This is a genomic window from Enterococcus sp. DIV1758 (assembly GCF_051711985.1).
Classification (GTDB): domain Bacteria; phylum Bacillota; class Bacilli; order Lactobacillales; family Enterococcaceae; genus Enterococcus; species Enterococcus faecalis.
In genome coordinates, this window is the sequence record NZ_JBIOOA010000001.1 from 786374 (window position 1) to 808055 (window position 21682).

Genomic DNA, 21682 nt, shown 5'->3' on the forward strand with positions numbered 1-21682 from the left:
ATTACAAATCTTCTCTTATTGCACGCAGGATGGCTTCGCCAACACCATTTTCTAAATTAGTGGCTGTTTCATATTTAGCGTATTCTTTTAATTCCAGTTCGGCATTGCCCATTGCAAAACTTACCCCAGCCCATTGAATCATGCTGACGTCATTTAAATTATCACCAATAGTCATGACTTGTTCAGCGGGAATCCCACGTTCTTTAGCGACGCGCGCAACCGCAATCCCTTTTTGTGCTAGGCGGTGGTTAATTTCAATATTATTAAGCGCAGAAGAGGTAACAACCAAATCATCTAGTTCTTCTACTTCCATCCCAGCAGGACCTAATACTTTCGGCCCATCCATACTGAAGCCAATAATTTTAAGGACTTCAATCGAATCATCTTTTAAAATGTCGTCTAAACTATCAACATAGGTAATATGCAATAAAGATAGGTGTGCTGAAGCCATGGCGATCGCCACTTTATAAGTTAAATGGGGCATGGATTCTGCAATATGAGCGGCAAAGTTTTCAATTCTTTTTTCTTGATGTTCAGAAAAAATACCTTTATTTGTAGAGATTTCATAGTAAACATTGTGTTGACTCAAAATAGTTAGTACTTCGGTTACTGTTTCTTTTTCGATCCCAGCCGTGAAAAGTGAGTGTCCATCTTTGTCGAACACTTGGGCGCCGTTTAAAGTAATCATGGCGCAGTCAATTCCAGCTTCTTCTAAAGCGGGTTTCGCTTCGGTATATGCGCGGCCAGTAGCAACCATAAATTCGATTCCTAAACGTTCCGCTTCGCGAATTGCTGAAGCGTTATCATTTGTGATGCTCATTTTTGCATCTAAAAGTGTTCCATCCATATCTGAAGCAATTAATTTAATCATCGATTCTCTACACCTCATTATCTATTTAAAGCTTACCTATAGTTTACCACGTTTTTCCAAGAGAAAGTACCCAGAAATTTCTTGTCAGGTTTGGAGAAATTCGTTATGCTTAGAGAGCGAAGGAGTGAGCATTATGAAAGAAATTATTCACAATAGTTGGCAAACCGTTTTATCTGCTGAATTTGAAAAACCGTATTATCAAGAATTGCGGGAATTTTTGAAAAAAGAATATCAGACACAAACGATTTATCCAGATATGTATCATTTATTTTCAGCGTTAGAACTAACCCCTTTTGAAGAAGTAAAAGTAGTAATTTTGGGACAAGACCCATATCATGGACCCAATCAAGCACACGGACTAAGTTTCTCTGTCCAGCCAGGTGTGAAAGTGCCGCCATCTCTTGCGAATATTTACAAAGAATTACAAGCTGATTTAGGGTACCAACCCGTCAACCATGGCTTTTTAGAAAGCTGGGCCAAACAAGGCGTGTTATTATTAAATACTGTGTTGACCGTTCGGGCAGGTCAAGCCTATTCCCATCGAGGTAAAGGGTGGGAGCAACTGACAGATGTCATTATCGAAAAGTTGAATGAGCGTGAAAAACCCGTTGTTTTCATTTTATGGGGACGTCCAGCTCAAGAAAAAATTAAAATGATTGATACGACTCGGCATGTGATTATCAAATCACCACATCCAAGTCCATTGTCAGCGCATCGTGGTTTTTTTGGCTCACGTCCGTTTTCTCAAGCGAATGCTGCTCTAGAACGTTTAGGGGAAACGCCGATTGATTGGCAACTTCCTGAAACAGTGTAGTGTAACAGTGTATGCTGTTATAGTGTAGAAGAGTTAGTTTGTGAAAAGTTTATCGGATTATTGGTTTTTTTGACTAATACAGCTAGAAAAAACTGTTATTTTCTTTGAGAATAGTGTATGATGGATTTTGTAAATATAAAACTGGAGGGTTTATCGTGGAATTATTCGATAGCTTAAAATTTAAAGTCGTACGCCGTAATATCAAAATTGTTTTCCCTGAAGCAACAGATCCTAGAATCTTAGGTGCTGCTGCCCGCTTAAAATCTGATGAATTAGTAGAACCAATCTTAATTGGTGATCCAACAGATATCGCAAATGCTGCTATGGCTCGTGGAATCAACACATCAAACTTTATTATTATCAACCCCAATGATTATGAAAAATGGGATGAAATGGTCGAAGCATTTGTTGAACGCCGTAATGGAAAAGCTACTAAAGAAGATGCTGAAAAAATCTTAAAAGATGTCAACTATTTCGGTACTATGTTAACTTACATGGGTATTGCTGATGGTATGGTTAGTGGTGCTATCCACTCAACAGGTGATACAGTTCGTCCTGCGTTACAAATTATTAAAACAAAACCAGGTGTGAGCCGTACAAGTGGTGCCTTCTTAATGATTCGTGGTCGTGACCAAGAAAGATATTTATTCTCAGACTGCGCGATTAACGTGAACCCAACTGCACAAGAATTAGCTGAAATTGCTGTTGATAGTGCCAAAACAGCTGAATTATTTGACATTGAACCAAAAGTTTCATTGTTAAGTTTTTCAACAAAAGGTTCTGCAAAAGCACCAGAAGTAACAAAAGTTGCTGAAGCTACAAAAATTGCGCAAGAATTAGCACCTGAATATGCGATTGATGGTGAATTACAATTTGATGCTTCTTATGTATCTTCTGTCGCACAATTAAAAGCGCCCAACTCAAAAGTGGCTGGAGAAGCAACAGTCTTTGTATTCCCAGATTTACAATCAGGAAATATTGGCTACAAAATTGCTCAACGTTTAGGTAACTTTGAAGCAATTGGCCCAATCTTACAAGGATTGAACAAACCAGTTTCTGATTTATCACGTGGTGCAAACGAAGAAGATGTTTATAAATTATCAATCATTACAGCTGCTCAAACATTAATGAACGACTAATTAACTATGTCAAAGCATGATAAATAAGCAAAGTAGAAGTTGAGGTTCCCAGGACACTTGGGCCTCAACTTTATTTTTTTGAAGCTGCCACTAGTCAACTTATTGAATTTTCGGTATACTTTCATACATAGATTCTTGCAGATGGGAGGCAAAAAAATGAACATTGTCCTGAACAATCCATTGGAAACAGAAGCAATTGCTAAAATCATTGGACAAAAGGCACAAGCTGGTGATGTAATTGTCCTGACTGGTGATTTAGGGGCCGGTAAGACGACAATGACGAAAGGGATTGCTTTAGGATTAGGCATTTCCCAAATGATTAAAAGTCCCACCTATACGATTATCCGCGAATATCCACAAGGACGACTTCCGTTATACCATATGGATGTTTACCGTGTTGAAGAGGGTGCGGATGAATTAGGGTTAGATGAGTATTTTGAAGGAGATGGGCTATCCGTTGTAGAATGGGGCAGCTTGATTGAAGAAGAATTGCCAGAAGATTATTTAGAAATTATTTTAAATAAAGATTCTCAAGAAGCTGACAAGAGAGTTCTTGAATTCCGCGGAACTGGTCCGTTGGCAGAAGAAAGAATAGCAGAGATTCTACAAGTGTGGGAGGCTCGCGAATATGACTGAACAAACATTTTCTATTCGAGAAGCAGTGCCTACTGATGCGGATCAATTACTATCTGTGATGTCAAAAATTGGGAGTGAAACGCCCTATTTGGTAATGGATGAGCGAGGAATGGCCATGTCGACAACAGAATTGGCTGAAAATCTAGCAACACTCTATGAATCACCAAATAATGTTTTATTGGTGGCATTAGCGGGAAAAGCGATCATTGGGACCGCTTCTGTGTCTGCTTCTTCTAAAAAGCGGATGGAGCATATTGGTGAAATTGGCATTAGTATTTTAAAAGAGTACTGGGGCTATGGACTGGGCAGTATCCTGATGGAAGAACTTATTCGCTGGGCGCATGAAAGTCATGTTATTCGTCGCTTGGAATTAACGGTACAGGATCGCAATCAACGAGCGATTCACGTCTATAAAAAATTAGGGTTTGAAACAGAAGCAATTATGCCTCGAGGCGCCAAAACAGACCAAGGTGAATTTTTAGATGTTCATTTAATGCGTTTGCTGATTGATTAATTATTGGTTAATAATTTTAATTTCTTAAATAATCGAACGATAATTGCATGAAAAAACAAAATTTTCGCAATTATCGTTTGTTTCATATTTATTTTTCTGATATTTTTGTTATAATTATAGAAGAATTTAACGAAAAAATGAAAATTTATTTTGGGAAGGAATGTAAGAAATGGCGAAGGCGACGAAAATGAATGTTAACTATCGAGAGTCGATTTTGGATCGTGCGTATCGTTTAGAGCTAATAAAAAAAGATGAGTATGCAAAACATCAAGAAAAATTATCATTATTAAATGAAAAATTGTCTGACGGGGAACCAGCTCAATTTGATGCAAAAGAAGAAACGTTTTGGAAAAAAATTTCGCAAAAAGTTATTTTATAAAAGTAATACATACGAATAAGAGCGTACACATAGAAAGAAGCGTAAGCAGTTTAACACTGCTTACGCTTCTTTTTTAATGAATAGGAATAACTGTTTCACGCTTAATTAATTTGTGAGGAATAACGAGACGGACACCATTCGTCAATTCTTCGTGGATTAATTCATATAATTTTTTCATCGCCATTCGCCCTAATTCTGACGTGTCGATGTCAATGCTTGTTAGATAAGGATGTGTCAATGTTGAAAAGATTGAGTTGTTAAAACTAATAATGGATAACGTTTCAGGAACTTGATAACCATAGATTTGCGCAAGTTGCATCGTCCGCAAAGCAAAGATATCATCAATCACCACCAACGCCGTGGCATTATTTTGATGAAGAATGTCATCGAAAGCCATGTAATCTTCAGGTTTTTCTAACGCAACGCTTGGTAAAACAGTTAATCCTTGCATCATCATTGCTTTTTGATAACCAAAGTAACGTTCAAAGTACAAACTTTCATGCGTTGTATTGGTCACAAATAAAATATTTTTATGGCCGTTTTCAATTAAAAATTCTGTCGCTTGTTTCCCTAATAATTGATTATCATTATCCACGTAAACTATTTCCGTTTCATGTTGGTAAGGTTGGCCGATTAAAGTAAAGGGAATGTTGTTTTCGTATAAGTAATCAATGACGGGGTCCTTACTATCTGAATACACAAGAATAAAACCGTCCACTTGTTTTTGAAGATGCATTCTTTTAACGTTTTCCAATAGTACATCAAAACTTTTGGCAGTTGCAATAGCAGTAGTCATATCGTAAAGACGGGCTTCCTCGTTGATGGCTTCCATAATTTCTAAATAAAATGGATTCCCTAACCGTTCTTTCGAATCTAAAGGAGGTAAAATTACGCCAATGGCACTTGAAATTCGTTTACCCAAATTCCGTGCCGTCATATTTGGCACATAGCCTAAGTCATCCATGACTTTTCGCACTTTCTTTTTTGTCGATTCAGAAATACTTGGATGATCGTTAATGACACGCGAAACGGTTGAAGTTGCAACCCCCGCTTTCTTAGCGACATCTTTTACTGTAATTGCCATTTTTGCCACGCCTTTCTTAGTGATTATAGAAGGTTAAATTGATAAACCGTTTGGTAGGTTTGCTTTTTATTAGCTGGTAATAAAATAGAGCCCCACTGAGGATGATGAACAATGTCTGGATACTCTTGAGGTTCAATTGCTAAGCCATAGTTTGAATGCATCGCTTGTCCATTAATAGAAAAAGGAGCCTCAAAACCAGTCGTAGAAAATAATACCATACTTTGGTTCGTTGTTGCTATCGTCATTTTTCTTCCAGAAGTAGGTTCTTGTAAGCATAATTGTGGCTGTCTTAAGTCAGAGCCAACTAAGGGGAAAACATCATCTAACCCAGTTGGATAGCGTTGGAGGATTGTTTCGATAGGTGTCAGTTCATTAAAACGTATGGATAGTTCAGAAGCTGGTAAAATCCGTCCAGTAGGCAGCTTATTATCGTCTAATTCTAACATACCTTGACAGTTCAAAGATAGCAAATGTGACAGAATGTCTAACTTTCCATTGCCAGATAAATTAAAGTAGGCGTGGTTTGTAGGATTAAAAAGTGTTTCCTGTTTACTCCGTCCAGTACTGATCATTCGTAAATGATTATCCTCTAGCTGGTAGGTGATGGTGGCCTCAATTGGTCCGGGATAGCCAGAAAGGGTGTCGGTTAAATGAAAAGCAACGCCAATGATATCCTTTTTTTCAAAGGGCTCGACTGTCCAATATTGAAAAGACCACCCCTTTGAGCCACCATGGATATGATGACCGTCGCTATTTTGTTCTAATATTCCATTTTGCCAATGGCCATTACGAATACGTCCAGCAACTGGTCCAACAGTGGCGCCAAAAAAGCTTTGATCCTTTAATACATCTTGATACGAATCATACGATAAAAGGATATTTTCCCAATGATTATTTTTGTTTGGCATCAAAAGTTGATGTAGGCGCGCGCCATAATTGAGAAGAACGACTTCTAAAAAGTCGTTCTTCAAAGTAATTTTTTTTAAGTTTGTGTTTGGAATACCGGTTACGGTGATACGATTATCCTTCATGATCAAGCCACACTTTTTTTAAGTAATCAAACGTTAAAGCGCTCGTCTCTGGCACGATGGGCAACCCTTCGCCTAACTCTTCTTTGCGGCCAACGCCAACAGGCTGCGCTCCACTAGCAAGAATCGCTTGAATCCCAGCTTTGGCATCTTCAATGCCAAGACATTCTGCTGGTGTCAAATCAATTTCTTTCGCAGCTAAAATGAAAATATCTGGAGCGGGTTTGCCTGCCTGAACGTCTGCTGGATTAGCAATGGCATCAAAAAGGGGCGTCAATTGCATTTTTTCTAAAAGGAAAGGCCCATTTTTACTTGCAGAAGCCAAGGCGATTTTAATATTGGCTTCACGTAATTCCGTTAATAAAGAAAGAATTCCTGGATAGACATCTTCAGGCGTAATTGCTTGGATCATTTCCAAGTAATAATCGTTTTTCCGTTGCGCTAACTGGGCAAATTCTTCAGAAGAAAACGTGCCTTCTTTTTTTCCGTATTTTAACAGTAACTGCAGAGAATCTTCACGGCTTACACCTTTCAATTGTTCGTTGAAAACACGGTCAATGGAAATTCCAATTTCGTTCCCTAATTTTTTCCAAGCGTGGTAATGAAATTCTGCTGTATCAGTAATAACGCCATCTAAATCAAACAAAACGCCTTTAAACATGAACTTCTTCCTTTCTGATCGGTAAAACTAATCGATCTTTTAATGTGTGTTTTTGATCGTAAACAGTTAATGGAATTGCAGGGCCGTCGAGTAAAGTGAAGGCTACTTGGTCTGCTGCAACTTCAACAAATAGTAAACGATTCCGGTAATTAATGTGGAACGAGTAGGCTGTCCATGTCGCTGGTAAAAAGGGTGCAAATTTTAGTTGTTGATGGTCCGTTTTCATTTGGGCAAAACCTTGCACAATCGCTAGCCAACTACCAGTCATTGAGGTAATGTGTAAGCCATCTTCTGTATCATTATTGTAATTATCTAAGTCAAGGCGCGCTGTTCGTTGATACATTTCCACTGCTTTTTCTTCCATGCCTAATTCAGCAGCTAATACAGCATGAATGCTTGGTGAAAGGGAAGATTCATGGACAGTCATTGGTTCGTAAAAATTAAAGTTCCGGCGTTTTTCTTCTAAAGAAAAGGCGTCATTAAAGAAATAAATTCCTTGAAGAACATCGGCTTGTTTAATGAAACAAGACCGCAAAATTTTATCCCATGACCAATGTTGATTTAAAGGCAGCTCACTAAGTGGTAAATCAGAAACAGGCATTAAATCTTTATCTAAGAAAGTGTCATGTTGTACAAAAATGCCTAATTCATTATCCACTGGGAAGTACATATTCTCTACAATGTCTGCCCATTTAGCTAATTCGTCGTCTGCAATTTTGAGCGTTGTTTCTTCTTGGAATTTTAAATAAGACTCACGTGTGTAACGTAGAACCCACGCAGCGATGGTATTGGTATACCAGTTATTGTTGATATTATTTTCATATTCATTTGGCCCCGTTACGCCATGAATCATATATTGTTTATGACGTTGGGAGAAGTGGACCCGATCTGCCCAAAAACGAGCGATTGCCACAAGTACTTCTAGACCAGCATCTTTGAGATAGTCTTCGTCTCCTGTATAGTTGACATAATTATAAATCGCATAAGCAATCGCACCATTTCTGTGAATCTCTTCAAAAGTGATTTCCCATTCGTTATGACATTCCACACCAGTAAAAGTAACCATTGGGTAAAGCGCACCCTTTAACCCTTGTTGTTGGGCATTATGAATGGCTTGAGGCAATTGATTGTGGCGATATTTCAGTAGATTTTTAGTAACTTCGGGCTTAGCCAGCGCCAAGTAAAGTGGGACAGCATATGCTTCGGTATCCCAGTATGTGGCACCGCCATATTTTTCGCCAGTAAAGCCTTTTGGTCCGATATTTAAACGATCGTCTTCACCATAGTAGGTTGAGAAAAGTTGGAAAAGATTAAAACGAATGCCTTGTTGGGCTTCGTCATCTCCTTCAATAACAACATCAGCTAATTGCCAACGTTTTGCCCAAGCGGCAGCTTGACCAGCTTTTGCTTCAGGGTACAAGGTAGTCATTTCTGCAAATAATTCGTTTACTCGTGTGATTTGTTGCGTTTCTGGCACATCACGGCTGGTAACGACAAGCACTTCTTTTGTGATGGCGGTCGTATCACCTTCTTTTAAGGACACTGTCAATTCTGCGGTTAAAGCCAAGGGCTGTTGTGTATATGTAGGCACAACAGCGGCTCCATCGATGAAATGGCGCATGCCTGCAGTCACTGTAAAACGCTCTATTTTAAAGTTGTTAGGAATGGTCTTAGTCGTAACAAAGCCAAGTGTTTCTTGTGTTTCAATAGCTCTTTCTTCCCAAAAATGTTCTTCATAATTGCTGTCTTCATTTTGAACATCGCCATCCAATTTTGAGTGAAGAGTGATTGTGCCTGTACCTTCCAGCATTTCAATTGTTAAGTGGATGTAAGCTGCTTCTTTTTTTTCTAAGCTTAAAAAACGTTCAAAAGAGAAGCGCACTTTGTTCTTCGGTGTTTGGATGGTGAATTGCCGAGAAAGGACCCCATTTTGCATGTCTAATTCTAAAGAAAAATCTTCGTAAGGTGTAGTGGCTAAATCAATTGTTTGTCCATCAATTTGTAAGTCCATTGCGATGAAATTAATTGCGTTAATCACTTTGCCGAAATATTCAGGATAACCATTTTTCCACCAACCAACACGTGTTTTGTCTGGATACCAAACACCTGCTAAATAGGTTCCTTGATGGTGGTCGCCAGAATAGTGTTCTTCAAAATTTCCCCGCATCCCCATATAGCCATTGCCAATGCTCGTTAATGATTCTTGTAAACGTAAATTTTCTTTATCTAAGTGTGTAGTACGGATTTTCCAAGGATCAATTTGGAATAAACGTTTGATTTGTTTCATGAGAATCCCCCTCAGTGATTTTATTGATAGGTCTATCATAAACGCAACCGATTGCATTAGTCAATAGTCAATGCTTAAAAAGTGTAATCTTATGAATAAAAGCTGAAACAAAGGTAGGATAGAAGGAGCTTTATTTGCTTTATTAAAAGACAAAATAAAAAGGGGTTAAGTAGTAGGGAGTTGTTTTCCACAATATTTTTGAAATTAAAGCATTTACAAAAAGGAAACAGGAGTATATAATGGCAACATAACGAAACCGATTGCGTAAGGAGTGGCAGGAATGAAAAAAATGTTTAGTTTTGAGTTTTGGCAAAAATTCGGGAAAGCTTTAATGGTCGTTGTGGCAGTAATGCCCGCAGCGGGTTTAATGATTAGTATTGGGAAATCGCTTCCCTTAATCGATCCTAATTTAGGTTTGTTAGTAACAACAGGCGGAGTTCTGGAGAGTATCGGTTGGGCAATTATTGGCAACTTACATTTACTATTTGCGTTAGCAATAGGTGGCAGTTGGGCCAAAGATCGTGCAGGTGGCGCATTTGCAGCGGGGATTTCTTTTGTTTTAATCAATCGTATTACTGGAGCCATTTTTGGTGTAACAAATGAAATGTTGGCAGATGAACAAGCTTTCACGCATACCTTATTTGGCACCAAGATTATGGTGAAGGGATTCTTTACAAGTGTCTTAGAAGCTCCGGCATTAAATATGGGTGTTTTTGTAGGGATTATTGCTGGTTTTGTCGGTGCGATGGCTTACAACAAGTATTACAATTATCGGAAATTACCAGATGCGCTATCATTTTTTAATGGTAAACGGTTTGTCCCATTTGTCGTTATTTTGTGGTCTACAATTGTCTCAATTGCATTAGCACTTATTTGGCCAAATATTCAAGCGGGAATTAATAATTTTGGGTTATGGATTGCGCAATCTCAAGATAGTGCACCTATTTTAGCGCCATTCTTATATGGAACGTTGGAACGTTTGTTATTACCTTTTGGGTTACATCATATGTTGACGATTCCAATCAACTATACACAATTAGGTGGAACGTATGAAATTTTATCTGGCGCACAAGCTGGAACCCAAGTTTTTGGTCAAGATCCTTTATGGTTGGCTTGGGCAACAGACTTAGTGAATCTTAAAGGCGCTGGTGACATGAGCAAGTATCAGTTTGTCTTAGAAAATTGGACACCAGCTCGATTCAAAGTAGGCCAAATGATTGGTTCTTCAGGGATTTTAATGGGGATGGCTTTGGCGATGTATCGTAATGTCGATGCAGATAAAAAAGCTAAATATAAATCAATGTATTTTTCTGCTGCCTTAGCTGTTTTCTTAACTGGTGTGACAGAGCCGTTAGAATTCATGTTTATGTTTGCTGCAGTGCCGCTTTATGTGATTTATGCCGTAATCCAAGGTGCTGCTTTTGCAATGGCTGATATTTTACCATTGCGTGTGCATTCGTTTGGAAATATTGAATTGTTAACAAGAACACCGCTAGCAATAAAAGCTGGTTTAGGTGGCGATTTAATCAATTTTGTTTTAATGGTCATCATTTTTGGTGTTGTCACTTATTTCTTAGCGAATTTCTTAATTAAAAAATTTAATTACGCAACACCTGGAAGAAATGGAAACTATGACAATGATAACGGCGAAGAAATCGCATCTGGCGCGGCTGGTTCAGGCGTCGTCGATCAGCAAATCGCGCAAATTGTCTACTTACTTGGTGGTAAACAAAATATCAAAGAAGTTGATGCGTGTATGACACGCTTACGTGTCAGTGTAAAGGATCGAGAAAAAGTCGGTTCGGAAGAGGCGTGGAAACGGGCAGGCGCAATGGGCTTGATTGTGAAAGATAATGGCGTTCAAGCCGTTTATGGACCAAAAGCCGATGTTTTAAAATCCGATATTGAAGATTTACTAGCTTCCGGCGTTGACATTCCAGAACCAGTTATAGCAGAAAGTACAACAGGAGTGCCAACAACGAATTTCTTAGGCAAGAAAAAAGATTTCGTGGCTGTGGCGACAGGGGAAGTTATTCCAATGGCGCAAGTCAATGATCCTGTCTTTTCACAAAAAATGATGGGGGATGGATTTGCGGTTAAGCCTCTAGAAGGAGAAGTGGTGGCACCAATTTCGGGGAAAGTTCTAAGTGTTTTCCCAAGCAAACATGCGATTGGGCTACAAACAGAAGAAGGTATTGAAGTACTTGTCCATATGGGGATTGATACAGTCGAAATGGCAACACCTGCTTTTGAATCTTTTGTTAAAGAAGGACAATCATTGAAAGCTGGGATGAAACTAGCTAAAATGAACTTGGATGTGATTGAACAAGCTGGCAAAGAAACAACGATTATTGTCGCTTTTACAAACAGCGACAAAGTGGAACAAGTAGTCATTAATCAACTAGGAACCGCCACTGCGGGAACTGTGATCGGACAGATTGAAATTTAAATGATTAGGTATGAGGTCGGGACAGAACCGTTTAACTCCGAGAAATAAGAAGGGATTTCCGGAAATTGCTTTTTAATTTTTGGATAATTTCGGCTTATTTCCGAAGGAGTTGGTTCTGTTCCCGCCATTTATCAGGTTTTGCGCGTGAAGCAAAAATCCAAAGTGATTTTTGTCCCACTCACAGACCTAATCACATGTAAGGGAAGGTGAAAAGATGAATCTTTTAACAATCAATACTCATAGCTGGTTAGAAGAAGAACCATTAAAAAAATTAGAGGAGATTGCCAAGGTGATTTTATCTTCTGAAAGTGAAATAATTGCCTTACAAGAAGTGAATCAGAAAGTCGCTTCCAAGAAAGTGCCGTTAGAACAGTTAACTACTTTTTGTCCCGTAGCGACCCAAACACCGGTCCATGAAGATAATTTTGCATATCTAATCGTTCAATATCTAGCTGAAAAAGGCCAACACTATTATTGGAGTTGGGAAATGAGCCACATTGGTTATGCTATTTATGAAGAAGGGAACGCACTACTTTCGAAATGTCCGTTGACTAGTGAAGCTCTCCTTATTTCAGAAAGCCAAGAACCAACGAATTATCGAACAAGAAAAATCTTAGTAGCGGAGACAGAGAGTTCAAAAGGTACGCTTACTGTTGTCTCTGGTCACTTTTCTTGGTGGGAAACACCCTGTACAGGTTTTGCCTATGAATGGCTACAATTAGAGAAATACTTAGCGACGGGGCAACAACCGTTAGTCATTTTAGGCGATTTAAACAACCCAGCTGGTACAACTGGCTATCAATTAGTGGAAAATAGTTACTTGCCGATTCAAGATGCATTTGTTGTAGCGGAAGAAACAAGCGGTGAAGCGACAGTAGAGAAAAAAATAGATGGCTGGGAAGAAAATGAAGCAACCTTGCGGATTGACTACGTATTTGTTCCAAAACAGTGGCACGTACGAAAATATGAAGTAATTTTTGATGGTAGGAAAACACCGATAGTCAGTGATCATTTTGGCTTACTCATTCAACTAAAATAAGAAAAAGCGCTGAATTTTCAGCGCTTTTTCTTATTTATTCGCTCATGTAACTATTCTTCTCAGTCTTGTTTGGCTAATTCTTGATCCCGAAGGATGGTGGCCTCAATCCCTTTGATGACTGTTGAAATAAACGCATTGTTTTCTAATTCGACAATCCCAGCAACCGTGGTTCCACCAGGAGAACTGACTTGGTCGATTAAAGTCCAAGGATTCTCTGTGCTATTTGCCAAAGTTTGAGCGCTGCCTAGTACAGCTTGTGTGGCAATTTCTAAGGCTAACTCTTTGTTCATACCATTTTTAACGGCTGCTCGGGCAATCGAATCAATAAATAAGAAAGCATACGCAGGAGTGCTACCTGCAATAGCAGTAAAAATCGAAAAATACTGTTCCTCTAATTCCCAAGCTTGGCCAACTGCTCGAAATAATGATAAAACAGTCTGGATGTCTTCAGGGGATGCAAAAGTGTTGCCACAAACAGCTGCTGCACCTGCGCCAATTAATGCATTCATATTGGGCATCACACGAACAAGACGAAGCGGTTGGGTAGTCTCAAACAGTTGATACAATTCTGCAATAGTCGTACCTGCTGCAATGGAAACAATTAACGGTTGCTTGTCTAAAATTGCTTCTTTCGCTTCAAGTAAAGCTGCTTGAACGAATTGCGGTTTCACCGCTAAAATAACTAAGTCTGCTACTGCAATAGCTTCTTGAGGCGAAGCAACCGCATGTGCACCAATTTCTTGTGCAAAAGCGGCGGTTTTTTTGACTTGAATATCATAAAAATAAAGGTTTTCTGCGGCAATAAATTGCTTTTTTAGCGCACCTTTGGCAATGGCGGATGCCATATTTCCAGCACCGATAAAACTAATTTTCATAAAAAATTCCTCCTAAAAACTGTTGAATCTCTTTTTTCGTGTTACCATGTATCTAGTATAGAAGGAAACGCCAAAGAAAAAAATAGAAGGAGTAAAGTAAAAAGTGTTGGATTATGAGGTGATTAATTGGCAAGCAAAGAAGAGCAATATGCAGCATTTTATCAGTTTTTAGAGACCTTAGATTGTTATTTAACCACTACCAATGCTCTTGAGAATGAAGTAGCGCAATTTAAGGAAAATCCGCATCGAGAAATTGCGGGCTTTATGCTGGCATCTTCGGAAACCATTGACGTTCCGAAAGGATTTATTCGGATGCTCTATTGTTTAGAGCAAGATGGCAATGCTTATTTGGATCAACAAAGGTGTTCGTTTTCGGCTGGCCAAGTCATGATTGTCAATGAGGCCACCTCGGTTAGCTATCAGGGGCAAGGAATGTCTATGATTATATTTTATTTTAAAAAGCACTATTTTCTTGATACGCTCTTAAATCAGCTGGCGGAAGAACCAGTCATGTATCGTTTTTTTACAGAAATTGCTAGCAGTGAATTTGAAAACATTCCTCGATATTTCGTTTTTGCCAGCCAGCCAAATTCGGATGTCCACGTCTATTCGCTATTATTACTGAAACAAATTGTGAAAATGGCCTATTTTAATAATAAAGTGACCAAAGCGGCCTTTGTTTTGCTGGTGGTGGAACTAGGTCAACTGCCTAGAGAAGCTTTAAAGATGCAAGATAATTATTTGTCGAATCATCAACGTGTTGAGGTGATTTTAGCGTATATTGAGCAACAAATTGCGCATGTCACTTTAGCAGAAGTCGCCGCTAAATTTCATTTTCATCCGAATTACTTATCGAATTTTTTAAAAGACAAAACAAACAAAACGTTTACGGAAATTGTCTTAGCCTACCGAATCCAATTGGCGAAAAACTACTTGAAGCAAACAGATTTATCGATTCAAACGATTGTTGAACGAATCGGCTATCAAGACAAAGCCTTTTTTTATAAACGTTTTAAAGAAGAAATGGGCATGACCCCAAAACAATATCGACAGAAAGAGGGAATGACAGATGTACGAAGAAGTCTTTGAAGAATTTCAGTTAACTGTAGTAGAATTACCAATCGAATTTGTTGATGATTTGCCTGTCTATCGCGGACACTTAAAAGAATTAACGTTTCTTTCAGCGGAAGCCTCTTCACGAAAAAAACTTTACCAACAGCTTTTACAGGCTTATTTATTGTATAGAGAAGAGAATCAAGCAGTTGTTGAAGAGGAAGAAATAACCTCCTCATTATTGTCTACAGAGCAGTTATTAAAATACTATGATGGTGAAACGTTCGATGGGTTTCAGTTGCCATCAAATGAATAAGAAAGCAGGAGAACAGATGGATATAATGGAAAAAATTAATCAATTTCGTGATGAAAGAAATTGGCGCCCCCACCATAATGAAAAAGATTTGGCGCTCTCAATTTGTTTAGAAGCGGCAGAATTGTTAGAACTTTTTCAATGGAAAACAGCAGAAGAAGGCATCAAACAAGAAGAACGAATCAAAGAAGAATTGGCTGATGTTCTCATTTACTCCTACATGATGGCTGATAATTTAGGGTTTGATTTGGACGAAATTATCGAAGAAAAGTTGAAGAAAAATGCGGTGAAATATCCAGTGCCACAACGAGATACAAACAGGACTTCAAAAAAATAAGTTGTGACCGATTTTTTGGAACGGAAACAGTGTTTAGTTTCAAGAAATTGGGATTTATGTTAATTAATACTAGTCGAGCTTTTGAATTGAACTAGTCTCGCTGTCTATCTTGATCCTTAGAGCTAGTAAGTTAAGGCATTTCGAATTTTATCCAGTTATAGCAATTGCTAAGTGAACTAATTTGTATTTATATAGAAACTTTTTCATTGACTTTCACATGGTGTCAAGGTTTATGATAAGAATATCAATTGAATGAAAAGGAGACTCTATGTATCAAATTGGGCAATTTGCCAAGTTAATGGATATTTCCCCACGGATGCTGCGTCATTATGAAAAAGCAGGAATTTTTGTTCCAAATGAAATTGATAAAAAAACAGGATATCGCTATTATAGTGCACATCAAATTCCTTTATTGAAACAAATTTTACTGTTAAGAGATTCAGGGTTTAAAGTTGAAGAGATGGCGGAAACTTTGAGAAAACTTAAGGATGCTTCTTTTTTGGAAACTATTTTGTTAAGAAAACGAGATCAATCGCGACATTTAATTCAAATGGAGGAGCAAAAGATTAAAAAAATTAATCAACAGTTAGTAGCTTTGAAGGAGGAAAAACAAATGATTAAAGGGACAGAAATCGATTTTATTGTTAGTGATAGCCTTAAGGCGCTTGCCTTATATAAAAAGGTGTTTGAAATAGAGGTAGTGGAAGCAACCGAATACCCTATCGGAATGAATGAAGCGGTTTTTCAACTTTATGGCACGAGGTTTCACATGTTAGATGCCAATGAAGAATATGGGTTAAAAGCACCAACCCAAGAACATCCCAATACTATCTGGTTTAATATAACAGTAGAAAATATTGAAGAGACACATCAACTGGCAATGGAAAACGGTTGTCAAGAAGTACAGCCTATTACTGAAATGATGGAAGGAGCGCTCAAAAATTCATTGTTTGTTGATCCGTATGGGTACATGTGGATGCTCCATCAAATCTATCAAGAGTTGAGTTTTGATGAGCGGATTGAGATTTTGGAAAACGAGCTGTAAAAATCACTATTCTTGTGTTTGTTTAACTAGTTATCTGAAAAGAACGTAACGCTTATCAACTAAGCGTTACGTTCTTTTTTTGCGTGTTAACAGAAGTTTAGTTAAAAAGATAAAGATTTGAACGTCTATATTCGGTATACTAACTATTAAGAAAATAAATTTTTAATACAAAAAAATTTATTTAGCTCTGTGGAAAATCAGAGCTAGAATATTCGGTAGGAGTGGAAGGGAGAAAAAATCAGTGTATGGGAAAAATAAAGTAGGGATAAAATTACAAATGAGCGTGGGGGAGTATCGAAAAACAAAAGTAAAAAGTATTATAATGAAGAATTTAGTTTATCTAGCTGTTCTTTTAATAGGGATCTATTTGGGAATGAGTTTCTTAAAACGATTTGAAAGGACTTATTCAGCTCCAACAGACGATGTCGTAGTAAAAATTAATCAAAATCATCTTTTTGTTTCAGATAATGCACAAATTTTGAACGAAGAAGTCATTAATAATGTACAAAAAATTAATCAAGAACTTAGTAAGACGGAAACGAAACCACAACTAATGGTTATCACAGTTGAGCAAGTTCCTGAAAACGAAACGATTGAAAGCTTTACTAATCAAATAGGTAATAAATTAGGAATCGGAAATAAACTTTATAATAATGGAGTGATTTACTTAGTATCTGTCAAAGACAGGCAAGCAAGACTTGAAGTAGGCTATGGGCTTGAAGAGATAATCCCAGATAGTTTAACCGATGAAATAACAGATAGTACCGTGAAAGATTTTTATAAATTAAAGGATTTTAATGCAGGAATACATATTGTCACCACTCGGATTAAGGAACTACTTACTACTGATACTATGTCTAAAACGACCTCGCTACCTAAGATTAGTTTTTTGCAGAAAATTTGGTTATATTTATTAGGAATAGGAAGGTCGTTAAAGCCTTGGCTAATTATAGTTTTTATTATTGTTATGTTGTATTTTTTATGGGAATTACGTAATGCGGGGAAAGAACTTAGTGCCCGCTTGGCTCTAGTTGACATGGCAAATCGCTATAAGGAAGATGTAGCTATGTTTTATAATGTCGGTATTTCCTCTAAGGCAATTGTTTTAGGAGAACAATCAGTTGAATTTAAAGCTGCCAAGGCGCGTTTGGAGAAAAATATTTTATATCCTGAAAATTCGAAAAAAGAGATAATAATTCCCGCATACTATGATATGGATTTTGCATTTGGCGAGGTGACACCAAAGAAATTTATTTATAATTATGTTGCACAGTGGAAAGATTTAAGAAGCTCTTCTATGTGTGCTTGTTTTTGGAAGGTGAATCAACCATGGATCTACTTACCGCGTTTTTGGATAGGTGAAGTGTATTGGGAAAAAGTTCCAGAAACGAAACTGCCTGCGTGTCGGATTAGTGGAATTAATGATAACTTAATACCTGCTTACCTAAAAATTATTTTGTTTCCTCTTTCGATTTTATTAAAACATCCTTTTTTGGTATCGGTGACTCTGATTATTTATGTTCAAGTTAGTTTATCAGAGCAGTCGTTTCCTTCGACAGTTTTCACACTAATCACAGAGATTCTGACATTTTTAGAAGACGAAGACTCTTTAGTACCCATGGTTAGTCTGGTCTATTTTTTGATTCCGGTCTTTTTCTTATTTGGTTATATAAAATCAATAGGTGTTGGCTTACAAAATAGATTGCACCTGGATTCTATGATCCGTAGGTTTTTAAAAGATATCCAGCAAGTAAGTTCAGAAAAATCAAAATCATTAAAACAATTAGCAAACGATTTAGACAACCAGCACTATAAAATTGAAAAAAAATTATTGCGGAAAAAAATTAGAGAGAAAAAGATTACCAACAAAAAAGCTTCAAACTCCTTCTATCCGATAAGATTTATTAAAACTACGTATCCTGAATACTATGATATGCGTTTTGCTTATGGAAATGTGTCTATTGCTAAATTTCTAGCAAGTTCACGTTCTGAAAGGCAACTAAAAAAGACCAGTATGTATGTGAATCGTCATGATTGGTGGGTTACAAGCAACGAGGGTTCTTCTGATGATGGCTCCGGTGACAGTTTCGGAGGTGGTAGTTTTGGCGGAGGTGGAGGTACTTCAAGTTGGTAGAAAGTTAAACTAGTTTAGGATGAACTTGGGATAACAAAAGCGCCTCTTAGAAACAAGGGTTTCTAAGAGGCGCTTTTGTTATCGTTACGTCACAGGAGGGATTCGAACCCCCGACCGTCCGCTTAGAAGGCGGATGCTCTATCCTGCTGAGCTACTATGACAATAGTTGTAACACAACAAAGCTAATTATAATGGAAGTAGTGTTAGAAAGTCAATCGGAAATTTAAATAACAGAAGAAGTTTTTTTGGAGAGAGAAAGTGAAGAAAATAGAGAGTTTATATTGACGAGGTTTTCTGGTTCTGTTATTATAGTTAGTGTTGTAATTGTGGTCTCCACAGCTACAACCGCACAGAACAAGTTTTTAAGCATGAGCAATCATCACTTGGGATGGCGAGTCTAAGTCTAGAAGAAGGAGGTGCTGTATAGCATGTACGCAATTATCAAAACTGGTGGTAAACAAGTGAAAGTTGAAGTAGGTCAAGCAATCTACGTTGAAAAATTAAACGTTGAGGCTGGCGAGAAAGTTGTTTTTGACGAAGTTATCTTAGTAGGTGGCGAATCTACAAAAGTTGGTGCGCCAACTGTTGCAGGCGCAACTGTTGAAGGAACTGTTGAAAAACACGGCAAACAAAAGAAAGTCGTGACTTTCCAATACAAACCTAAAAAACACTCTCACCGTAAACAAGGTCACCGTCAACCGTATACAAAAGTTATGATCGAAGCAATCAACGCTTAATCTCTCTTGTTGACAGGAAAGAAGGCCTATCAATGATTAAAGGTTCTTTTAAACGAACAGGCTCCGGCCGAATCGTTTCATTCGAATTAACCGGGCATGCTGAAGCGGGTCCTTATGGCAGCGATGTGGTTTGCGCGGCAGTTTCTGCCTTAGCGATCAGCACAGTCAATGGGATTGATGCCTTAGCAGGTTTTGAACCGATTGTGGAAGTTGATGATGTAGAAGGTGGCTACCTTTATGTCGAGATGTTAACTACTGTCAATCAGGAACAAAAAAATATTGCCCAAATTCTATTAGAAAATCTTTTATTAGGTTTACAATCAATAGAGAACGAAAATACTGAATTTATTCAAATAAAAACAATCACTGAGAAATAGGAGGTGCAGACTATGTTATTGACTATGAATTTACAATTATTTGCCCATAAAAAAGGTGGCGGTTCTACATCAAACGGCCGTGACTCTGAATCTAAACGATTAGGCGCTAAAAGTGCTGATGGCCAAACAGTTACAGGTGGTTCAATTTTATACCGTCAACGCGGAACTAAAATTTATCCAGGTGTGAACGTTGGAATCGGTGGCGACGATACGTTATTTGCAAAAGTTGACGGTGTGGTACGTTTCGAACGTAAAGGCCGCGACAAAAAACAAGTATCAGTTTATCCAGTAGCTAACTAATACGATTAAAAAGCTGAATCTGCGGATTCAGCTTTTTTTGTCTTGTTAAAGGGTTAGACGGAAATAGAGGAAGATCTTAAAATAAAAAAAATCTCACATTGGGTTTAACTGCTTGTCTGACAAGGTTAATTGATGATATATTTAATGTAATAACAAGCATGTTATAAAATAATTGAGTCAAAAGAAAGAAGGGTATTATGCAGAAGAATTTTAGTGTAGTAAAGAAGTACGTGAATTTGATTTTGGATATTGTATTAGGGATTTTAGGAGTTTTCTTATTAGTATTTATGGCTAGTTATTTAGTTGACCTCGCTACATATCTCATGAAGCCAATGACGCCGGATAATTTTTCAGTTATCATGCAAGAAATTATTTCATTCTTTATGTTATTTGAGTTTATTATGATGATTCTTCGCTATATTCAAGAAGGACACCATATTCCGATTCGTTATTTGATTTTAATTTGTTTAACCGCAATTTTACGTCAATTAATGGTTGCGCATGGCGATGGCTTGCAGACCTTATTGTTATCTTTATCAATTCTTTTACTAGTGGTTGTGCTATTTATTCTCGGGTTAAATGGCAGCAAATTTTATACGCTAGGAAAAGCGAAAGTAGAAGAAGATCACGAGCAAGATTTTCATCATTAATCGAACATAATCAAAGACCGTCCAACGTGAGAAGTTTTCTCTAACGTGGGGCGGTCTTTTTAATGCGTAGTTAAATAGTTAACTCAATCAGTTCAATTGTTGGTAAGACACCAAAGCGTGCGCTGATTTTAGTGGTTCCGATTCCTGGGTGAACAATTAGCGGCGTTTCATCTTCTAAATGATAAAGCCCATGTGTATATTTTTTGGCAAGCTGATTTTTGTAAGTGAAAAAAGGCAAGCGAATCTGTCCGCCGTGACTATGTCCTGCTAAAATGAGGTCAATGTTTTTGTTGACTGCTGAGTCTGCGACATCTGGCTCATGGGTTAGTAGCAGAGTGGGCGTTCCAGTAGGGCGGTTGACTAAAGCCGCAGCTAAGTCGGTTTGTCCATATAACGAATCTTCTAAACCAGCGACGTACAAGGAGATACGGTGTGAGACAGGCAGTAATTTGCCCGTGTTTTTTAGTACGGTAAAGTCGGCAGCTTCTAAGATTGTTTCGTAAAAATTGGTATCTAACCCGCTATACTCGTGGTTGCCATAAATAGCGAATTTGCCATAAGGGGCGTTAATTTTACGGAAAAGTTGACTCACTTCATCCTGAATTTCGATACCGAAACGGGCATAATCGTCGAACAAGTCTCCTGTAAAAACGACTATGTCTGGCTGTAATGTATTTGTTTTTTCAACAATCTGTTTTAAGGCTTTCACAGAATAATTCTTTTTTAAATGAATATCAGAGAGTTGAACAATCCGTAAGGTTTTCCCTGATTCTGTTACTTTAATTTGATTTTTGTGTATGACTAAGCAGTTAGGTTCAATAAAAAAACTATAGCTTAAAATGCCGATAATAATGAAAAATAGTGCCAGAAATAAATAAACGTTCATAATTTCCTCCTTGAAGTCGCTAAATTAGTTTACTACAAAAGTGTTAAGCAAAAAATAAGGAAAGGTAAAATTTT

Annotated in this window: 23 protein-coding genes, 1 tRNA gene, 1 pseudogene and 1 other annotated feature; of the genes and pseudogenes, 17 read left to right on the forward strand and 8 right to left on the reverse strand. The window is 37.7% G+C overall.

Annotated elements, in window-relative coordinates:
- Position 1: 1 nt before the first annotated feature.
- Positions 2–871, reverse strand: a complete 870-nt coding sequence (locus tag IGJ52_RS03940; RefSeq protein ID WP_033600974.1) for a Cof-type HAD-IIB family hydrolase — start codon at positions 869–871, stop codon at positions 2–4.
- A 133-nt stretch (positions 872–1004) separates the two neighbouring features.
- On the opposite strand from IGJ52_RS03940, the gene IGJ52_RS03945 reads away from it, so the two are divergent.
- From IGJ52_RS03945 to IGJ52_RS03965, 5 genes are all read left to right on the forward strand, one after another.
- Positions 1005–1685, forward strand: a complete 681-nt coding sequence (locus IGJ52_RS03945; RefSeq protein WP_002363309.1) for a uracil-DNA glycosylase — start codon at positions 1005–1007, stop codon at positions 1683–1685.
- Positions 1686–1840: 155 nt separating this feature from the next.
- Positions 1841–2824, forward strand: coding sequence for a phosphate acetyltransferase (gene pta, locus IGJ52_RS03950; protein WP_002355836.1), 984 nt, complete (start codon positions 1841–1843; stop codon positions 2822–2824).
- A 141-nt stretch (positions 2825–2965) separates the two neighbouring features.
- Positions 2966–3460 (forward strand): tRNA (adenosine(37)-N6)-threonylcarbamoyltransferase complex ATPase subunit type 1 TsaE, encoded by a 495-nt coding sequence (gene tsaE, locus IGJ52_RS03955; protein WP_025189182.1) that lies wholly within the window; start codon positions 2966–2968, stop codon positions 3458–3460.
- Positions 3453–3974: a GNAT family N-acetyltransferase gene (locus IGJ52_RS03960; RefSeq protein ID WP_002383374.1), complete on the forward strand. Its 522-nt coding sequence runs from the start codon at positions 3453–3455 to the stop codon at positions 3972–3974. Before tsaE ends, IGJ52_RS03960 begins: the two co-directional genes overlap by 8 nt.
- Positions 3975–4143: 169 nt before the next feature.
- Positions 4144–4353, forward strand: coding sequence for a hypothetical protein (locus IGJ52_RS03965; RefSeq protein ID WP_002355840.1), 210 nt, complete (start codon positions 4144–4146; stop codon positions 4351–4353).
- A gap of 73 nt (positions 4354–4426) precedes the next feature.
- On the opposite strand, the gene bopD is transcribed toward IGJ52_RS03965, so the two are convergent.
- Genes bopD through IGJ52_RS03985 form a run of 4 tightly spaced genes read right to left on the reverse strand, consistent with a single transcriptional unit; the run spans position 4427 to position 9413 of the window.
- Positions 4427–5437 (reverse strand): LacI family transcriptional regulator BopD, encoded by a 1011-nt coding sequence (bopD, locus tag IGJ52_RS03970; protein ID WP_002358859.1) that lies wholly within the window; start codon positions 5435–5437, stop codon positions 4427–4429.
- Positions 5438–5460: 23 nt separating this feature from the next.
- A complete protein-coding gene (locus IGJ52_RS03975; RefSeq protein ID WP_002383376.1) occupies positions 5461–6468 on the reverse strand; it encodes an aldose epimerase family protein in 1008 nt (335 codons plus the stop codon).
- Positions 6458–7126: a beta-phosphoglucomutase gene (pgmB, locus tag IGJ52_RS03980; protein WP_002355844.1), complete on the reverse strand. Its 669-nt coding sequence runs from the start codon at positions 7124–7126 to the stop codon at positions 6458–6460. Before pgmB ends, IGJ52_RS03975 begins: the two co-directional genes overlap by 11 nt.
- The gene (locus IGJ52_RS03985) at positions 7119–9413 is read right to left on the reverse strand and encodes a glycoside hydrolase family 65 protein (RefSeq protein WP_025188637.1); all 2295 of its coding nucleotides are present in this window, start codon (positions 9411–9413) and stop codon (positions 7119–7121) included. Before IGJ52_RS03985 ends, pgmB begins: the two co-directional genes overlap by 8 nt.
- Positions 9414–9693: 280 nt before the next feature.
- Here IGJ52_RS03985 and IGJ52_RS03990 point away from each other — a divergent pair, with 280 nt between their 5' ends.
- Positions 9694–11862 carry a PTS transporter subunit IIBC gene (locus tag IGJ52_RS03990; RefSeq protein ID WP_086281039.1) on the forward strand — a complete coding sequence of 723 codons (2169 nt, stop codon included), beginning with the start codon at positions 9694–9696 and terminating at the stop codon, positions 11860–11862.
- A gap of 214 nt (positions 11863–12076) precedes the next feature.
- Positions 12077–12901, forward strand: coding sequence for a maltose 6'-phosphate phosphatase (mapP, locus tag IGJ52_RS03995; RefSeq protein ID WP_438791926.1), 825 nt, complete (start codon positions 12077–12079; stop codon positions 12899–12901).
- A 59-nt stretch (positions 12902–12960) separates the two neighbouring features.
- On the opposite strand, the gene proC is transcribed toward mapP, so the two are convergent.
- Positions 12961–13776, reverse strand: coding sequence for a pyrroline-5-carboxylate reductase (proC, locus tag IGJ52_RS04000; RefSeq protein ID WP_174092407.1), 816 nt, complete (start codon positions 13774–13776; stop codon positions 12961–12963).
- A 126-nt stretch (positions 13777–13902) separates the two neighbouring features.
- On the opposite strand from proC, the gene IGJ52_RS04005 reads away from it, so the two are divergent.
- The 6 genes and pseudogenes from IGJ52_RS04005 to IGJ52_RS04030 all read left to right on the forward strand — a co-directional run bounded on the left by IGJ52_RS04005 (position 13903) and on the right by IGJ52_RS04030 (position 18658).
- Positions 13903–14865, forward strand: coding sequence for a helix-turn-helix domain-containing protein (locus IGJ52_RS04005; protein WP_002419356.1), 963 nt, complete (start codon positions 13903–13905; stop codon positions 14863–14865).
- On the forward strand, positions 14846–15145 hold the full coding sequence (locus tag IGJ52_RS04010) for a hypothetical protein (RefSeq protein ID WP_002358867.1): 300 nt from the start codon (positions 14846–14848) through the stop codon (positions 15143–15145). The genes IGJ52_RS04005 and IGJ52_RS04010 overlap by 20 nt, the downstream gene beginning before the upstream one ends.
- Positions 15138–15479, forward strand: a complete 342-nt coding sequence (locus IGJ52_RS04015; protein ID WP_033624874.1) for a nucleotide pyrophosphohydrolase — start codon at positions 15138–15140, stop codon at positions 15477–15479. The genes IGJ52_RS04010 and IGJ52_RS04015 overlap by 8 nt, the downstream gene beginning before the upstream one ends.
- Before the next feature lie 268 nt (positions 15480–15747).
- Positions 15748–15948, forward strand: a pseudogene (locus IGJ52_RS04020) (MerR family transcriptional regulator); the annotation flags it as partial.
- Positions 15949–16092: 144 nt separating this feature from the next.
- Positions 16093–16524: a VOC family protein gene (locus IGJ52_RS04025; protein ID WP_025187508.1), complete on the forward strand. Its 432-nt coding sequence runs from the start codon at positions 16093–16095 to the stop codon at positions 16522–16524.
- 241 nt (positions 16525–16765) lie between these two features.
- Entirely contained in the window at positions 16766–18658 is a 1893-nt protein-coding gene (locus IGJ52_RS04030) for a TPM domain-containing protein (RefSeq protein WP_438791927.1), read from the forward strand.
- An 87-nt stretch (positions 18659–18745) separates the two neighbouring features.
- Here the strand turns inward: IGJ52_RS04030 and IGJ52_RS04035 are convergent.
- Positions 18746–18819 (reverse strand) — tRNA-Arg (locus IGJ52_RS04035).
- Positions 18820–18991: 172 nt separating this feature from the next.
- Positions 18992–19067, forward strand: a sequence feature (ribosomal protein L21 leader region).
- A gap of 19 nt (positions 19068–19086) precedes the next feature.
- Here IGJ52_RS04035 and rplU point away from each other — a divergent pair.
- From rplU to psiE, 4 genes are all read left to right on the forward strand, one after another.
- On the forward strand, positions 19087–19395 hold the full coding sequence (gene rplU / locus IGJ52_RS04040) for a 50S ribosomal protein L21 (RefSeq protein WP_002355866.1): 309 nt from the start codon (positions 19087–19089) through the stop codon (positions 19393–19395).
- Between the two features lie 32 nt (positions 19396–19427).
- On the forward strand, positions 19428–19772 hold the full coding sequence (locus IGJ52_RS04045; protein ID WP_002355867.1) for a ribosomal-processing cysteine protease Prp: 345 nt from the start codon (positions 19428–19430) through the stop codon (positions 19770–19772).
- A 12-nt stretch (positions 19773–19784) separates the two neighbouring features.
- Positions 19785–20072 (forward strand): 50S ribosomal protein L27, encoded by a 288-nt coding sequence (gene rpmA, locus IGJ52_RS04050; RefSeq protein WP_002355868.1) that lies wholly within the window; start codon positions 19785–19787, stop codon positions 20070–20072.
- Positions 20073–20269: 197 nt separating this feature from the next.
- Complete coding sequence (gene psiE, locus IGJ52_RS04055) at positions 20270–20722, forward strand: phosphate-starvation-inducible protein PsiE (RefSeq protein WP_002355869.1); 453 nt, start codon at positions 20270–20272, stop codon at positions 20720–20722.
- A 70-nt stretch (positions 20723–20792) separates the two neighbouring features.
- Here psiE and IGJ52_RS04060 read toward each other — a convergent pair whose 3' ends face one another.
- Positions 20793–21608, reverse strand: coding sequence for a metallophosphoesterase (locus tag IGJ52_RS04060; RefSeq protein WP_002355870.1), 816 nt, complete (start codon positions 21606–21608; stop codon positions 20793–20795).
- Positions 21609–21682: the final 74 nt, after the last annotated feature.

Bases quoted from the DNA above. Each gene is read 5' to 3' on its own strand.
- IGJ52_RS03940 (WP_033600974.1), bottom strand. From the start codon at position 871: ATGATTAAATTAATTGCTTCAGATATGGATGGAACACTTTTAGATGCA.
- IGJ52_RS03945 (WP_002363309.1), top strand. From the start codon at position 1,005: ATGAAAGAAATTATTCACAATAGTTGGCAAACCGTTTTATCTGCTGAA.
- tsaE (WP_025189182.1), top strand. From the start codon at position 2,966: ATGGGAGGCAAAAAAATGAACATTGTCCTGAACAATCCATTGGAAACA.
- IGJ52_RS03960 (WP_002383374.1), top strand. From the start codon at position 3,453: ATGACTGAACAAACATTTTCTATTCGAGAAGCAGTGCCTACTGATGCG.
- IGJ52_RS03965 (WP_002355840.1), top strand. From the start codon at position 4,144: ATGGCGAAGGCGACGAAAATGAATGTTAACTATCGAGAGTCGATTTTG.
- bopD (WP_002358859.1), bottom strand. From the start codon at position 5,437: ATGGCAATTACAGTAAAAGATGTCGCTAAGAAAGCGGGGGTTGCAACT.
- IGJ52_RS03975 (WP_002383376.1), bottom strand. From the start codon at position 6,468: ATGAAGGATAATCGTATCACCGTAACCGGTATTCCAAACACAAACTTA.
- pgmB (WP_002355844.1), bottom strand. From the start codon at position 7,126: ATGTTTAAAGGCGTTTTGTTTGATTTAGATGGCGTTATTACTGATACA.
- IGJ52_RS03985 (WP_025188637.1), bottom strand. From the start codon at position 9,413: ATGAAACAAATCAAACGTTTATTCCAAATTGATCCTTGGAAAATCCGT.
- IGJ52_RS03990 (WP_086281039.1), top strand. From the start codon at position 9,694: ATGAAAAAAATGTTTAGTTTTGAGTTTTGGCAAAAATTCGGGAAAGCT.
- mapP (WP_438791926.1), top strand. From the start codon at position 12,077: ATGAATCTTTTAACAATCAATACTCATAGCTGGTTAGAAGAAGAACCA.
- proC (WP_174092407.1), bottom strand. From the start codon at position 13,776: ATGAAAATTAGTTTTATCGGTGCTGGAAATATGGCATCCGCCATTGCC.
- IGJ52_RS04010 (WP_002358867.1), top strand. From the start codon at position 14,846: ATGTACGAAGAAGTCTTTGAAGAATTTCAGTTAACTGTAGTAGAATTA.
- IGJ52_RS04015 (WP_033624874.1), top strand. From the start codon at position 15,138: ATGAATAAGAAAGCAGGAGAACAGATGGATATAATGGAAAAAATTAAT.
- IGJ52_RS04025 (WP_025187508.1), top strand. From the start codon at position 16,093: ATGATTAAAGGGACAGAAATCGATTTTATTGTTAGTGATAGCCTTAAG.
- rplU (WP_002355866.1), top strand. From the start codon at position 19,087: ATGTACGCAATTATCAAAACTGGTGGTAAACAAGTGAAAGTTGAAGTA.
- IGJ52_RS04045 (WP_002355867.1), top strand. From the start codon at position 19,428: ATGATTAAAGGTTCTTTTAAACGAACAGGCTCCGGCCGAATCGTTTCA.
- rpmA (WP_002355868.1), top strand. From the start codon at position 19,785: ATGTTATTGACTATGAATTTACAATTATTTGCCCATAAAAAAGGTGGC.
- psiE (WP_002355869.1), top strand. From the start codon at position 20,270: ATGCAGAAGAATTTTAGTGTAGTAAAGAAGTACGTGAATTTGATTTTG.
- IGJ52_RS04060 (WP_002355870.1), bottom strand. From the start codon at position 21,608: ATGAACGTTTATTTATTTCTGGCACTATTTTTCATTATTATCGGCATT.